The 15,208-nt window shown below is 42.1% G+C and carries 9 protein-coding genes; 7 read left to right on the forward strand and 2 right to left on the reverse strand.

Features of this window, described 5'->3' with window-relative positions:
• Positions 1-24: 24 nt before the first annotated feature.
• The 7 genes from EZ444_RS14055 to EZ444_RS14085 are packed head-to-tail and all read left to right on the forward strand — an operon-like array spanning position 25 to position 12,344.
• Positions 25-3,426 (forward strand): TonB-dependent receptor, encoded by a 3,402-nt coding sequence (locus EZ444_RS14055; protein ID WP_131609815.1) that lies wholly within the window; start codon positions 25-27, stop codon positions 3,424-3,426.
• A gap of 12 nt (positions 3,427-3,438) precedes the next feature.
• On the forward strand, positions 3,439-5,130 hold the full coding sequence (locus tag EZ444_RS14060) for a RagB/SusD family nutrient uptake outer membrane protein (protein ID WP_131609816.1): 1,692 nt from the start codon (positions 3,439-3,441) through the stop codon (positions 5,128-5,130).
• 16 nt (positions 5,131-5,146) lie between these two features.
• Positions 5,147-6,745, forward strand: coding sequence for a glycoside hydrolase family 28 protein (locus EZ444_RS14065; RefSeq protein WP_165503617.1), 1,599 nt, complete (start codon positions 5,147-5,149; stop codon positions 6,743-6,745).
• 16 nt (positions 6,746-6,761) lie between these two features.
• Complete coding sequence (locus EZ444_RS14070) at positions 6,762-8,702, forward strand: glycoside hydrolase family 97 protein (protein WP_131609818.1); 1,941 nt, start codon at positions 6,762-6,764, stop codon at positions 8,700-8,702.
• A 20-nt stretch (positions 8,703-8,722) separates the two neighbouring features.
• Entirely contained in the window at positions 8,723-9,832 is a 1,110-nt protein-coding gene (locus EZ444_RS14075) for a glycoside hydrolase family 88/105 protein (RefSeq protein WP_131609819.1), read from the forward strand.
• Positions 9,833-9,846: 14 nt separating this feature from the next.
• Positions 9,847-11,262, forward strand: a complete 1,416-nt coding sequence (locus EZ444_RS14080) for a glycoside hydrolase family 125 protein (protein ID WP_131609820.1) — start codon at positions 9,847-9,849, stop codon at positions 11,260-11,262.
• Positions 11,262-12,344, forward strand: a complete 1,083-nt coding sequence (locus tag EZ444_RS14085) for a glycoside hydrolase family 76 protein (RefSeq protein ID WP_225874736.1) — start codon at positions 11,262-11,264, stop codon at positions 12,342-12,344. The genes EZ444_RS14080 and EZ444_RS14085 overlap by 1 nt, the downstream gene beginning before the upstream one ends.
• Here the strand turns inward: EZ444_RS14085 and EZ444_RS14090 are convergent.
• Positions 12,325-13,761, reverse strand: a complete 1,437-nt coding sequence (locus tag EZ444_RS14090) for a phytoene desaturase family protein (RefSeq protein WP_131609821.1) — start codon at positions 13,759-13,761, stop codon at positions 12,325-12,327. The two genes, EZ444_RS14085 and EZ444_RS14090, sit on opposite strands and share 20 nt — an antisense overlap.
• Before the next feature lie 6 nt (positions 13,762-13,767).
• Positions 13,768-15,201, reverse strand: coding sequence for an MBL fold metallo-hydrolase (locus EZ444_RS14095; RefSeq protein WP_131609822.1), 1,434 nt, complete (start codon positions 15,199-15,201; stop codon positions 13,768-13,770).
• Between the last annotated feature and the right edge of the window lie 7 nt (positions 15,202-15,208).

A 15,208-nucleotide genomic window follows, 5' to 3' on the forward strand; every position in this document is an offset into this window, starting at 1 on the left:
AAGTACTAAAAACTTACTAACCAAATGTATAAATTATTTCACACAACCGTATGGGGTGCTACTGGTCCCCTGCGTTTTAAATTTCTACTGACCATGAAATTTATCTGTCTGTTTTTGCTGGTGATCATATTCCAGGGGAAGGCTGCATCATTCGCGCAGCGTGTAACGTTGAATGTAAAAAATGCTTCGATGCAGAAGGTTTTTGAATCTTTAAATAAGCAAACCAATTACAACTTTTACTATAATGATGAGCTGATCAGGAAGGCGCAAAACATAAGCCTTTCGGTGACTGATGCTCCATTGATGGAGGTGCTAAAGCAATGCTTTGAAGGGCAGCCTTTTACTTACTCTGTTAATAAAAACATGATTGTATTGCGCGCTTATACTGCGGCAGAGCAATTGCAGCAACAAGAGATTGTTGTTTCTGGAAAGGTAACAGATGATAAAGGGGTAGGGATTCCAGGAGCAAGTATAAAAGTTAAAGGAACAAATCAGGCTGCCACTACAAATGCCGAAGGTGTTTTTTCGATCAAGACTAATGAAAATGCGGTATTGGTGATCTCTTACGTAGGTTTTATCAATCAGGAAGTGGCTGTGCAAGGCAGATCTACGATAAATATTTCGTTAAAACAGAGCGAACAGGAATTGGCGGAACTGGTTGTTGTTGGTTATGGTACCCGCAAAAAATCAGATTTAACCGGTTCCATATCCACTGTAGATGAAAAGAGGATTAAGGAAATTCCATCAGGAAATGTAGCCGCTGCATTACAAGGCAGCGCCCCAGGTTTGTCTGTTCTGAAATCTGGGGGTAACAGTCATCCCGGAGCACCTCCCTCTATCAGGATAAGGGGCGAAAGATCTTTAGGCGCTGGAAATGATCCTTTGATCATTTTGGACGGGATACCTTTTAATGGAAACCTGAACGACATCAGTCAGGATGACGTGGTTGGGGCAACCATCTTAAAAGATGCTTCCGCCACCGCAATTTACGGATCAAGGGGTGCCAATGGCGTGATCCTGATTAGTACAAGAAGAGGGAAAAATGGCAAACCCGTAATAAGCTATAGTGGTTATGCAGGTTTTAACAAGACTTTAGGTGATTATGATGTAATGGATGCAGAACAATTCTTGTCGTTCAGGAAATGGGCAAGGATCAATGGTTCAGCTCCCAACACTTATACCGGAATTAACGATCCCGCTTTAATATCAGATGAACCTACAAAAACAATTTTTTCGGATAAAACAGAATATAATTTATATAAGGCCGGCACCAATACAAACTGGCAGGACCTATTATACAAAACTGCATTGTTAACCAATCACCAGGTAGGTATTTCGGGAGGTACAGAGGTAACACAATATGATGTATCTATAGGCTATTATACCTCAGGTGGGATTTATCCGGGACAGGGAATGGATCGTTACAGTGTTAAACTGAGCATAGATCATAAACTTGGGAAATACATTAAGGTAGGACTCAGCTCTTTGAATAGCTATAATCTGACTAAAGGGATTAATTTTAACCCCGTGAGCCAGTTTTTACAGGCCAGTCCATTTTCTACTCCTTATCTCCCTGATGGCACCTTGTCTACCTTTTTGCCCGGAAGTAACATGAATGTATGGAACCCGCTTGCTGATTTTAAACCCGGCAATGTGTTAGACGATGTGAAGCGTTTAAATACTTTCACTACTGCCTATCTAGAGGCCGACCTTACACATGGTTTTAAATACAAGTTAAATACGGGTATAGAACTTAGCCCAGAAACACAGGGTAAATTTTATGGAAGTAATACGACCAAGCAGTTGGGAACCCCGAATTATGGTTACAATAGATCTGCTACTGGTTATAATTACACCATAGAGAATATTCTTACCTATGATAAAACAATTGCTGAAGATCATGCCCTGAATTTTACAGGCTTATTCAGTTTGCAGAAAACGCGTACTGAGGCGAACGATGTGAGCTATCGTGATGTACTGGCTGATTATATTCAGTATTACAATCCAAAGTATGCTTCTAGTGTAACCAGTAGTGGGGACTTTAACAAGGCTTCCATATTGTCTTACATGGGGCGTTTAAATTATACCTATAAAAATAAGTACCTTTTAACGGCAACGCTACGTGCCGATGGTTCTTCGCGACTTGCAGCCGGTAACAAATGGCATTCTTTTCCTTCAGCTGCTGTAGGATGGAACATTAAAAATGAGCAGTTCCTGGAAAACAATAAAACCATATCAGCATTTAAACTGCGTGGTAGCTACGGAAGGATAGGTAACCAGTCGATTGGCGCCTATGAAACTATTGGTGGTTTAACAGGTATCTATTATAACTATGGGGGGACCAATGTACAGGGGACTTATCCGAACCCAGATGCGCCCGCAAATATCACGCTTGGCTGGGAATATACCAGTACACTGAATTTCGGTCTGGATTATGGTCTTTTTAACAATAGGATCACGGGTTCAGTGGAGTATTATCAGCAGAAAACCAGCGATATCTTACTTTATCAGACTTTGCCAAGAACATCTGGCTACAGTAAGATCAGGAACAATATCGGAAATACCGAAAATAGTGGTATGGAGTTTAACCTGAGTACAATTAATTTCGAAGGAGCCGATCAAAACAGCTTTAAGTGGACTACAGATCTTAATGTGTTCTTTAATAGAAATAAAATCACAAAACTGGCTTCAGGAGTAACAAAGGACCTGGCCAATTCTTGGTTTGTAGGTTCGCCGAGTGGTGTGTATTTTGATTACAAGCGTGTAGGTTTATGGCAAAACTCACCTGAGGATATTGCACTGGCCATCAAGTATGGTATTGTGGCTAATCAGACTGCTTATCTTACCGGTCCAAACTCACTGGTGGGAACGGTAAAGGTGGCGGATATAAATGGGGATAATAAGATTACTGCTGACGATCGGGAGATTTTAGGTTCCAGACAACCAAAACTGGAAGGTGGGATGACGAACAGGTTCACTTATAAGAATTTCGATTTCTCTTTTGTCGCCTATTTCAAATACGGAGGGAAATTAAAATCAGGTATCCACGGTGGCTGGGCAAATACTTTTCAGGCTGGTTATAACAATCTGGATGTTGATTACTGGACGCCGGATAATCCTGTTAATTACTGGCCTAAACCTAATTCCACTTTGCAAAACCCAGTCTACAAATCAACGCTGGATCTATTTGATGCATCGTATTTAAAAATTAGGACAGTAACATTGGGCTATACCCTACCTGCGAAAGTATTGAAATCTGTTGGTGCCAGATCGGCAAGAATTTATACAACGGCATCTAATCCATTTACATTTTTCTCTCCTTATATGAGGGATGCGAAAGGACTGGATCCGGAAACCAATTCCGGAATAAACGAGATTACACCATCCCTGTGGTCAATGTTGTTTGGTCTTAATGTTTCATTTTAATAAAGATTAATCATGAAAAAGACAATATACACGCTATCAGTTCTGTTAATAGCCGTAATAATTCTTGCGGGCTGCAAAAAGGAACTGATCGAAGAAAATCATTCCAAATTAACCGAGGATTTTTTCTCCACTCCACAAGGAATTGAAAGTGGACTTAATGCTGCTTATGGCGGTTTGCGTACCTTGTATGGTCCTGAGCAAGGACTGGAAGCTTTTACCAACATCGGTACCGATGAATTTAGAATCGCCAATGGAAACCGAACCACCAATGTGGCCGATTATAACACTTCTTACAATTCAGGGAATGAGTTTTCTGCTAACACCTGGGACAATTGCTATAAATGGATCAATACCTGCAATGGGCTCGTTGATTTTGGCGCAAATTTAACTGGAGTTACGGAGACTGTAAAAAAGCAGAAAATTGCTGAAGCGAAGTTTTTACGCGCCTTTTACTACTTTACTTTGGTACAATTATTTGGTGATGTAACTTTAAATAAGAACTTTTCCAATAGTCCGCAAACAGCTGCTACCAGGGACAGTAAAGTTGATGTATACAATTTTATCATCTCAGATCTTAATACTTGTATTACAGATCTTTCACCTAGTCCACAGTTAAACGCTTTACAAAGCGGACGGGCTTCTGTTGCGGCGGCGAAACATCTATTGGCTAAGGTTTACTTAACTCGAGGATATTCGAACGCAGCGGTACCAACCGACTTTAAGGATGCGTTTGATATGGCAAAAGGACTGATCGATCAGAAAGCGGCCTTAGCTATAGGCTTAATGCCCGATTTTGCGGATGTGTTTAAACCTGGGAATGAGAATAAACAGGAAGTGTTGTTTAATGTTCAGTATTCCCGCGATCTGACTTTTGGTGGTGCCCATACCTGGAACCATTTGTATGTTGCTCCGTATGATGCTTACCTGGGCGAACGTAATCTAAATGACGGAAGATCTTTTGCCTGGTTCAGGGCAACGAAATGGGTATATGAGACTGCATTTGCAGATAAAATTAACGATAGCCGCTATTACAAGACATTTCAGTCGGTATGGAAAGCAACTAAAGCGCTCAATCAAACAGGCTCGGGAACGTATGCTGTAAAAGTAAATGGAACCACCTATAACGTGAACCTTCCTAAGGTTAATGTTGGGGATACCGCAATGGTATATCCAGGGTATAACATGACCATTGAAGAAATCAGGGCCAAGAAGTACTATGTGTTTACTCCTGAAAACTATACGAACAACAGGATATTCCCAACTATGACCAAATACTTGGATCCCAATCGTTTAGTGCCTAATGAAGATTCGCACCGACCGATCATCGTTTTCCGTTTAGCCGAAACTTATCTGATTGCTGCCGAAGCTGCATTTAAGCTGCAACAGCCAGATGTAGCGGTGGGTTATATAAACGATGTGCGCAGAAGAGCTGCCGCAGTGGGTAAACAAGCACAGATGGAAATTACCTCGGCGGTAGTGAATATTGATTTTATTCTTGACGAGCGGACAAGGGAGCTATGTGCCGAAAATACCCGGTGGTTTGACCTGGTAAGAACCGGTAAACTGGTAGAAAGGGTAAAGGCTTACGACGACTATGAAGCGAATAAAAATATCCAGAGTTTTCATGTGTTAAGGCCGATCCCGCTTTCTCAGATCAATGCAGTGACAACCGGAACGCCTTATCCTCAAAATGACAAGTGGTAGTAAAAAAGACAGGATTATGAATTTTAATATACTCAGGGGAATTTTTACGGTATTACTTACCCTGATGACCTCTTTTCAAATCTTCGCTATACCTCCGGGTACAGCGAAGATTTTCAGCTATCCCTTGCCTTCAATTTACAAAGCCTCCTCTTTTTTTGAGTTGCAGGTGAACGGAGTAACCATACCTGTTGTTGGTTACAACGATAAGTATGACTACGCCCAGCTTTCCATGAGTAAAGGAAAAGCAGAGTTTACGATTAGTCTAAAAAATGGAGATAAGGTATCTGCATACAACATTAGTCCTAAAAAATTATCCATCGCAGGTATACAAACCGGTAATACGCTTAAGTTTACACTTCATAATGACGAATATCTTATCGTTAAAATCAATCAGTTCAGGGAACTGGTTATTGCGGCGGATGGGGAGGAAACTGATAAACCATCTTCTTTTGGAAAAGGGATTTTTAACATTAGCACGCAGCCTTATGCTGCAGTTAGCTCGCATACAGAACTGGCAACTGGGGCTATTCAAAAGGCTATCGATGACGCTGCGGCTTATAAAGGCGGGAAAGGCATTGTTTATGTCCCGGCGGGGGTTTACCCGGTAAGAAACTTAAAACTGAAAAGTAATATGAGTCTTTATCTGGAAGGTGGGGCGGTGTTATTATTCAGCGGAGAGGAGAAGGACTTTAAGATCAGCGCCCGTAAGGCTTCACAAAACAGAAACCTTACCTGGTGGATTGCAACAGACAGTGGCGCACATGACATCAAGATCTATGGACGCGGAACACTGGATGGGAATGGAAAGTACTCAACGGAAAAAAACAACCTTGGAGCGCATATCCTGGCCATTATGCATACCGAAAAATTTGAACTTAATGGGCCGGTAATCAGGGAATCCGGAGCCTGGGCTATCATTCCCACCCGCTCTAAAAATCTGGTGTTTCAAAACTTTAAGCTATTCAACCGTTTTGATATGGGCGAGAATGACGGTATTGATGTCATAGAGTCACAAAATGTATTGGTAAAACATGCCATTGGCATTGCGCTCGATGATCCTTTCTCGACAAAGACCTGGACGCAGAATACAGATTTATGTCGCAATTGGCCTGGAAAACCTATGGTTCAGGACGGAGTACGATTTGAAGATTGTATTTCCTGGACTTACTGCTACGGTTACAAAATCGGGCAGGGAGTAATGCAGGACCAGCGGAATATTGTGTTTAAGGATTGCGTAGTTTATGATGCCGCAGTAGGCATCGGCATCCACCATAAATGGGGAACAGCAGCCGTAAGAAATGTATTGTTTGATGGGATAGACATAGAACGATTGTCCTATCAGAACGATGACCATCGCACCTGGGCCATCTTCTTTATGCAGAATGGCGATAAAAAAGGAAGCGGGCCAATCGATAATGTCCTTGTTAAAAATGTATTGGTTAGAGACGAGGGTAAATCGCCTGGTAAGATTAAAGGCGTAAGTGCTGCAATCCCGGTTTCAAATCTGAAGTTTAAAAATATTGTAATGCCGGGGACAGCAGGGGCCGCAAGTACTTTACAGCAAATAAAAATGACCGATACTAGCTATACCAACCAGATTCAAATCAAAAAATAAAACTCAACACACACACATGAAATTTATTAAAATACTTATTCTCGCACTACTGTTCTCGTATGCTACAGGCATACAGGCACAGCAAAAACATGTTCTTTATTCGCCAGACCATAAAATTGAAGTCACACTTTCTATAGCTGATAGTGTGTATTACACGGTAAAAGTAGATCAGAAAGAACTCATTTCAGCTTCTGCCATCTCCCTAGATGTGGAGGGCAAAAACAAATGGAAAGTTGCGAAAACCAGCAATGCTAAGCACAATGATGTATTACATCCGGTAGTTTGGCAAAAGAGCAAGGATGTAGCGGATGTTTATAACCAGTTGCGCCTTGATTTTAACAACGGACTTGCCCTGGAGTGGAAAGCCTTTGACAATGGGGTATCCTGGAGATGGCTGAGTAAACTCAAAGGAGATTTTTTAGTGAAATCTGAAACCGCAAAGTTTAATTTTAAAGGTTCCGGCAAGGCCTGGTATCCGCAGGAAGAGCAGTTCTTTTCACACAATGAACGTGAATATAAAAATTATAGCCTGAATCAGCTGGACGATAAGAAACTGGCCAGTTTGCCGGCTTTGTTCCAGGTAGGGGATGTAAAGCTACTGCTTACCGAATCAGACTTGTTTAACTATGCTGGGATGTGGTTAAGGGGAACAGGAAAAGGTGGTGTACGTGGTGTGTTCCCAGCTTATCCTAAAGTAAAAGCGATCACTAGCGATCGTGATGAACAGGTGAAGCAGCGGGAAGATTATCTGGCCAAAGCTAATGGCGAGCAGAACTTTCCCTGGAGAGTGATCATGGTGGCAAGAGAAGATAAAGACATTCTCGTAAATCAAATGCCTTATCTGTTAGGCAGACCTTCTACAGGTGATTTTAGCTGGGTAAAACCAGGTAAAGTACAGTGGGACTGGTGGCATTATAACAATGTTTATGAAGTAGATTTTAAAGCGGGAATCAATAATGATACCTATAAATATTATATCGACGTAGCTTCAAAATACGGAATTGAGTACGTTTTGCTAGATGAGGGCTGGTGCGATACTCGTGACCTGATGAAACAAGCGCCTGGTATCGATGTAGCTGAGCTTGCAGTATACGCAAAAAGTAAAAACGTAGACCTGTTGTTATGGTCTAGCTGGCTGGTGTTGGACAAACAACTGGATATGGCGCTTGACCAATTTCAGAAATGGGGCATCAAGGGGATCAAAGTAGATTTCATGCAGCGCGATGACCAGGAAATGGTAAACTATTATGAGAAAGTTGCAATCGCAGCCGCAAAGAGAAAACTGTTGGTCGACTTTCATGGTGCCTATAAGCCGACAGGCTGGCTGCGTACTTATCCTAACATCATGACTTCCGAAGGAGTGTTAGGCAATGAGATCAGCAAGTTTGCCGGATCTATAACGCCAAGTCATACGGCTACACTTCCTTTTACACGGATGGCAGCGGGGCCAATGGACTTTACTCCAGGTGGGATGCGTAATGTTCATAAAAAAGAATGGGCAGCCGCGCCCGCAGAACCAATGACCCTAGGTACCCGCTGCAACCAGATGGCCATGTATGTGATATACGAGAGTCCTTTACAGATGTTGTGCGACATTCCTACTCACTACCTTAAAGAGCCTCAGTCTATGGAATTCATCAAAGCGGTTCCAGCTGTATGGGCGAAAACAGTAGCGCTGAACGGAAAGGTAGGGGAATACGTGACGATGGCCAGGCAGGCGGCAAATGGCGACTGGTATTTAGGCGCTATGACCGACTGGACAGGAAGAGATTTTGAGCTGTCGCTTTCTTTTTTATCGGAAGGGGAGTATGAAATGCAGGTGTGGAAAGATGGAATCAATGCCGATAAAAATGCCAAAGATTTTAAAATGGAAACACTTAAAGTTAATCGGAATACGCCATTGCGGATCAAGTTGGCTTCGGGCGGGGGCTATGTGGCCAGATTAATTAAACGTTAATACATAAACAGTTTGATCAGATGAAAAGATATCTTATATTGTTTGCCATGCTCGGTTTTATAAGTGCAACGGCGCAAATAAAGGAATTCAAAAATTGGCCTAAGGGCAGCGATCCCAAAGAGATTGGGAACCTGCTGGCTTGGCATTTTCTTGAAACACCACATACCAATTTCGGCATGCCTGGCCCTCCCGGTTCTATTACTTATGCAGAGGTATGCACCTGGTACGGAGCTTTAAAATTTGCTGCAATAACTAAAAATCCAGACTTGCTGAACAAACTGGACTTAAGGTTCAGGCCTTTGTTGTATGAAAAGAAAAATCTGCAGCCGAAACCGGATCATGTGGATCCTAATATATTTGGGTCATTGCCGCTGGAACTGTTTATGCAGACTAAAAATCCGCTTTATCTGGATATGGGTAAGTGGTTTGCCGATCAGCAATGGACCATGCCTAAAAATGCAAAACCTGAATATCAAGCTTTACTAGATAAGGGACTAACCTGGCAAACCAGAATGTGGATTGATGATATGTATATGATCAACAATATTCAGGCTCAGGCATACAGGGCTACTGGCGATAGAAAGTACATAGACAGAGCCGCCGCTGAAATGGTGGTTTATCTGGATGCTATCCAGCGTCCTAATGGATTGTTTTTTCACGCGGCAGATGTACCCTTTTTCTGGGGAAGGGGAAATGGATGGATGGCTGCGGGAATGACCGAGCTGCTGATCTCCTTACCTGCGGACAATAAAGACCGCTCTAGAATTTTAAAAGCTTATCAAACCATGATGAGCAGTTTAAAACAGTATCAAACAAAAGAAGGAATGTGGCTGCAATTGGTGGATGATGCAGGTTCCTGGCCAGAAACGTCGGGCACAGGTATGTTTACATTCGCCATGATTACGGGAGTAAAAAAGGGATGGTTAGATGCAAAGGAATATGCCCCCGTAGCCCGAAAAGGATGGATCGCCCTCACAAAATACATAGAAGCGAATGGCGATGTGAGAGAAGTTTGCCAAGGTACCAATAAAGAAAACAGCAGGCAGTTTTACCTGGATAGAAAGAGAATTACCGGAGATATGCATGGGCAGGCACCCGTATTGTGGAGTGTTTTTGCCTTGCTTCAATAAAATTATAACCAAATATGAAAAGAAGAATTTTTTTACAGAATACCGGCCTTTTGGCCGCAGGGTTAATGGCTGATAAAGTGTCATTTGCCGCTGCACCTGAATTTCCAGTTGTTAGAATTGCTGAATCAAAAAGAAACTTTAAAAGTAAAGCTGTTGAAAGTGCGATAACAGAATTCCAGAAGAATGTAAAGAACAAGGAGCTAGGCTGGCTGTTTGAAAACTGTTTCCCAAATACCTTAGATACTACAGTAACCTATACTGAAACTAATGGCAGACCTGATACGTATGTGATTACGGGGGACATCGATGCCATGTGGCTTCGCGATAGTACGGCCCAGGTCACACCATACTTGCCATTGGTAAAAACAGATAAAAAACTTCATGATCTTATTGCCGGTGTAATCAATCACCAAGTGAAATGTATCCTTAAAGATCCTTACGCAAATGCCTTTTATGGAGATCCTAATAAGGTAGGAGAGTGGAAAACAGATCATACGGATATGAAGCCGGGGATACACGAACGTAAATGGGAAATAGACTCTTTATGTTACCCAATCCGCTTGAGTTATCATTACTGGAAGCTGACTGGTGATACCTCACCTTTTGATGCTACCTGGAAAGCTGCCATCGCTTTGATCGTGAAAACATTTAAGGAACAGCAAAGAAAGAATGGGCAAGGGCCTTATAGCTTCCAACGTGAAACTATGTTTGCTACAGATACTACCCCGCTAAGCGGTTACGGCTACCCTGTAAAACCAGTTGGTTTAATCTGCTCAGCATTCAGACCAAGTGATGATGCGACCATTTATAACTTTTTGATCCCTTCAAATTTCTTTGCGGTTGTAAGTTTAAAACAGGCTGCTGAAATTTTACAGGTGGTACAAAAGGATACAGCTCTGGCTGCTGAATGTAAGGCGCTGGCTGCAGAAGTAGATGCTGCTCTGCAAAAATATGCTGTGGTAACTCATCCTCAATTTGGTAAAGTATATGCTTTTGAAGTGAACGGATATGGTAGTTTTAACCTGATGGATGATGCAAATGTGCCGAGTTTACTGGCATTACCTTATCTGGGTGCCGTAAAACCTAATGATCCTATATATCTTAATACCCGTAAATTGATCCTTTCTGCCGAGAACCCATTTTACTTTCAGGGCAAGGCCGCAAAAGGGGTAGGTAGTCCACACACAGGTATAGACAAAATATGGCCGATTGCCCTCGTGATCCAGGGACTGACCAGTACGAATGATGCGGAGATTAAATCTTGTATTCAGATGCTGCAAAAAAGCCATGCAGGTACAGGCTTTATGCATGAGTCATTCGGTATGGACGATCCTTCTAAATTCAGTAGATCCTGGTTTGCTTGGGCGAATACTATCTTCGGCGAATTTTTATGGAAAACGTATAAGGAAAAACCTCATTTACTGGTATAATGACGAAAGTATTTTACAGCACTTGCTGCGGTTTTTTAATGATGATGTTCATTGGTTTAAACCTGCATGCTCAATCTATTCCTTACGGAGAACGGATCAAAACGTTGAACAGGAATATAGATCTTTATTTGAAAGACAACAAAACAGGTTTGTATTTTGAAACCACCGATAGTGTTCGGAAGGAAAATAAGTATTCCTGGTTATGGCCCTTGTGTGCCTTAATCCAGGCTGCGAATGAACAGGAAACACTGGAGCCGGGTAAAAAACATATGGCACCTGTTGTGAAGGCGATAGATCAGTATTACAATTCAAAACAGCCACCAGCTTATCAGGATTATGTGACCTCGGAGCGATTGAGCGGAAAGTTTTACGATGATAATCAATGGATTGCCATTGCCTATCTGGATGCTTATAAACGGACAAAAAATCCGAAATATCTTCAGGATTCCAAAATGATCTATCAATTTATGATGAAGGGCTTGGATACAGCAGCTGGTGGTGGTTTATACTGGAAAGAAGGAGACCCGACTACAAAGAATACCTGCTCAAATGGTCCCGGGATTTTAGTAGCGCTTGAATTGTATAAAGTAACTAAAGATCAACAATATCTAACCGCGGCGCTGGATATTTACAATTGGACATACCGCAAACTGGAATCTCCGGAGGGTTTGTTCTATGACGCGATAAAAATACCTTCTGGTAAGATTGATAAGGCCTTTTATACTTATAATGTAGGCACCATGTTACAGTCTAATGTACTGTTGTATTCCATTACCGCGGAGCAGCAATATCTTTTAAAAGCGCAGCGGTTAGCTGCTGCGAGTAGGGCTCATTTTTATAAAAATGAGCGTTTGCCAGGGCATTACTGGTTTAATGCGGTGATGTTAAGAGGATATCTTGCCTTATATGCTATAGATAAGAATAGCGCATGGATAGATTTTTTCATTAAGGATGCCGAGCGGGTTTGGCGGGATGAACGCGATGGAAAGGATATGCTTGGTAAACATAAATCATTGATCGATCAGGCGGCGATGATAGAAATTTACGCGAGGCTTGCGCTACTTAGGTCACCTCTATTTTAAATATATCTTTAAGTGCTGTTTTTGCTGCATGAAAGCCACACATACCATGTACACCAGGCCCGGGGGGAGTAGATGACGAGCAGATATAAATACTTTTAGAAGAAGTTCTATATGGAGATACCCGCAATGCAGGGCGGGTATACAATTGTGTAATGTCCATAATCCCACCATTAATGTCGCCACCGATATAGTTGGGATTATGGGCTTCCATTTGTCTGGTATTCATCGTGTTTTTGGCGAGTATAAGTGTTTTAAAACCGGGTGCAAATCGTTCTACCTGATTTTCTATGGCAGCAGTCATATCTTTCTCAGAGCCATTTGGTACATGGCAATAAGCCCAGGCGGTGTGTTTTCCCAGTGGCGCCCTTGTGTCATCAAAAACACTTGGCTGTGCAAATAATACAAAAGGTTTGTCGGGATGCCCGCCCACCGAAGTTCGTTGCTCGGAATCTGCGATTTCTGCATAGGTATTGCCCAGGTGTACAGTTGCCGCCTTGCTGCAGGCCGCTGCGGTAAAAGGTGCAGGTCCATTCAGTGCCCAGTCTACCTTAAAAACCCCCATACCTTGTTTGTATCTGCTCAATTGCCATTTGTAAAATGCAGATAATTCGTCCCCAGCTATTTGTAAAAGTTGTTTCGGTGTCAGGTCAAATAATACCACTTTATGGGAGGGCAGCTCTTTTACAGATTTTACCATTCGTCCTGTTTCTATTTTTCCGCCGAGATCACCAAAATAGGCAGCCAGGGCATTGGCGATAGACTGAGACCCACCTTTAGGGATTGGCCAGCCATACTTATGTCCCACGGCGGACAATACCAGGCCAATCGCTGCCGAAGTCCAGTTGCTTAGCGGTTGTATCGCATGTGCAGACATGCCAGCCCATAAACCTTTGGCTTCTTTTGTAATAAATTTTGCTGCAATTGCGTCTGCGGATCTTACTGCATTTAGTCCAAATTGTGCTAGCAAAAGGGGCTGAGCAGGAATGCCTAGTGGGCCCATGGTATCCGCTGCAATTTCTTTCCAGTTGTTTACCACTGGCCTGATCAGTTTTAAATAAGTATCCTTGTCCAGACCTAAAGCTGAGGCTGTTTCTTCCATTGATCCCGATAAAAAAGCAGCGCTGCCATCATCAAAAGGATGGGCAGCAGACAAGGGAGCCTGTATAAAGGTTAATCCGTATTTATCCAAAGGTAAATCTGCAAAAAAAGGCGATGCCATAGCCATTGGGTGAATGGCCGAACAGACGTCGTGTTTGAAGCCCGGAAGGGTTAGCTCCTGGGTTCTCATTCCACCGCCAATGGTTTCTTTTCCCTCTATCAATAATACGGAGAGACCAGCGCGCTGCATGGTAATGGCAGCGGCAAGACCATTAGGGCCAGAACCAACTACAATTGCATCATAATCCTTTTTAGTCATACCTTCTTATTTATAGGTTTGTATTTCTTCGCCCAAATCTAAAATTAATACCCCTTCCAGGTTATAACGCAACAGGCTGCTTGCTATTGCAGATCTGTATCCGGAAGCACAATGTACAACTACCGGTTTATTATTGGGTATTTCTTTCCATCTGTTTGATAATTCTGATAAAGGTATGTTTACAGATTCTTCAAATATTTTATGGGCTTTAAATTCTTTGGCTTCCCTAACATCTAAAATATAGTAATCATTTTTATGCTCATCAAACTTCTCTTTATCAACTATTGTTGGTGCTTGTTTCCTTTTATCGAATACGAAGCCTCCCTTTATGGAACCCTCGTATCCAATTTTAGCAGCCTTATAAATCAAAGCATTTAATTGCTGGCTGTTTTCAGCAACGAGGTAGAATTTTTGTGATGGTGGAATAATCGTTCCCAACCATGTTTCAAACTTTAAACCGTCGGGAATGTGAATGGCTTTTTCAAGGAATGAAGTTTTAAATAGGGTAGTAGATCTGCCATCGACAATTATCGCATCGGTTTCGGTCTCGAAGTTTTCAGGAAGCAACTGGATTCCTAGTAGACTACGCTGCAAATCAGCAGCGCCCTTTTTGTTTAACTCCACATCATAAGGGAAATATTTGGGTATAAAAGGCAAGTCTTTTAGTAAAAGTGCCACAAATTCGGATTCCGAGTAATTTTTGAAGGCATAGTTGTGCTGTCTTTCATAACCAATCGTACTGGAACTTACGTCTCTGATGTTGCTCCCACATAAAGAACCTGCTCCATGTGCAGGGTAAAGGACGACCTGGTCATCCAGTTTGGCAAATTTATGATGTACGGTATGGTACATGGCTTTTGCCAGGGCAATGCGCTCTGTCTCTTTACCTGCTTTATATTCCCGTAAATCTGGCCTGCCTACATCTCCAAATAATAACGCATCACCAGAAAAAACCAAAAGGTCTTTACCTTTGTCGACTAAAACGAGTGAAATACTATCTGGCGAATGTCCAGGAGTATCCAATACTTTTAGATAAAGATCCTGATTTAATGGAATGCGATCATTTGCATCCAAAGGATGATGTTTAAATGTAGCGCCTACCTTTCGACTAAGATATATTGGAACACCTTTGTTTCGTTGGATTTCTGCGTGCGAGCTTACAAAATCAGCATGAGGGTGTGTTTCTATTACGCCAACAATTTCTGCATGGTTCTTCTTCGCATATTCGTAAAATGGTGTTGCATCCCTTGCCGGGTCTATCAGCAGTATTTTGTTATCAAATAATATAGCATAAGAAAACTGTGCTAAACCCTTATCTGCAAATTGCTCTACGTGCCAGCCCGCAGGCTCAGAAGGACGATTTCCTAACAATTGCTGAGGTACAACAAAGCCTAAAGCTAAGGCTTTGGCACTCTTAAAAATGAAACTTCTTCTTTTCATGGTCAGT

The organism is Pedobacter hiemivivus (assembly GCF_004331685.1).
Lineage (GTDB): Bacteria > Bacteroidota > Bacteroidia > Sphingobacteriales > Sphingobacteriaceae > Pedobacter > Pedobacter hiemivivus.

Bases quoted from the DNA above. Each gene is read 5' to 3' on its own strand.
- EZ444_RS14055 (WP_131609815.1), top strand. From the start codon at position 25: ATGTATAAATTATTTCACACAACCGTATGGGGTGCTACTGGTCCCCTG.
- EZ444_RS14060 (WP_131609816.1), top strand. From the start codon at position 3,439: ATGAAAAAGACAATATACACGCTATCAGTTCTGTTAATAGCCGTAATA.
- EZ444_RS14065 (WP_165503617.1), top strand. From the start codon at position 5,147: ATGAATTTTAATATACTCAGGGGAATTTTTACGGTATTACTTACCCTG.
- EZ444_RS14070 (WP_131609818.1), top strand. From the start codon at position 6,762: ATGAAATTTATTAAAATACTTATTCTCGCACTACTGTTCTCGTATGCT.
- EZ444_RS14075 (WP_131609819.1), top strand. From the start codon at position 8,723: ATGAAAAGATATCTTATATTGTTTGCCATGCTCGGTTTTATAAGTGCA.
- EZ444_RS14080 (WP_131609820.1), top strand. From the start codon at position 9,847: ATGAAAAGAAGAATTTTTTTACAGAATACCGGCCTTTTGGCCGCAGGG.
- EZ444_RS14085 (WP_225874736.1), top strand. From the start codon at position 11,262: ATGACGAAAGTATTTTACAGCACTTGCTGCGGTTTTTTAATGATGATG.
- EZ444_RS14090 (WP_131609821.1), bottom strand. From the start codon at position 13,761: ATGACTAAAAAGGATTATGATGCAATTGTAGTTGGTTCTGGCCCTAAT.
- EZ444_RS14095 (WP_131609822.1), bottom strand. From the start codon at position 15,201: ATGAAAAGAAGAAGTTTCATTTTTAAGAGTGCCAAAGCCTTAGCTTTA.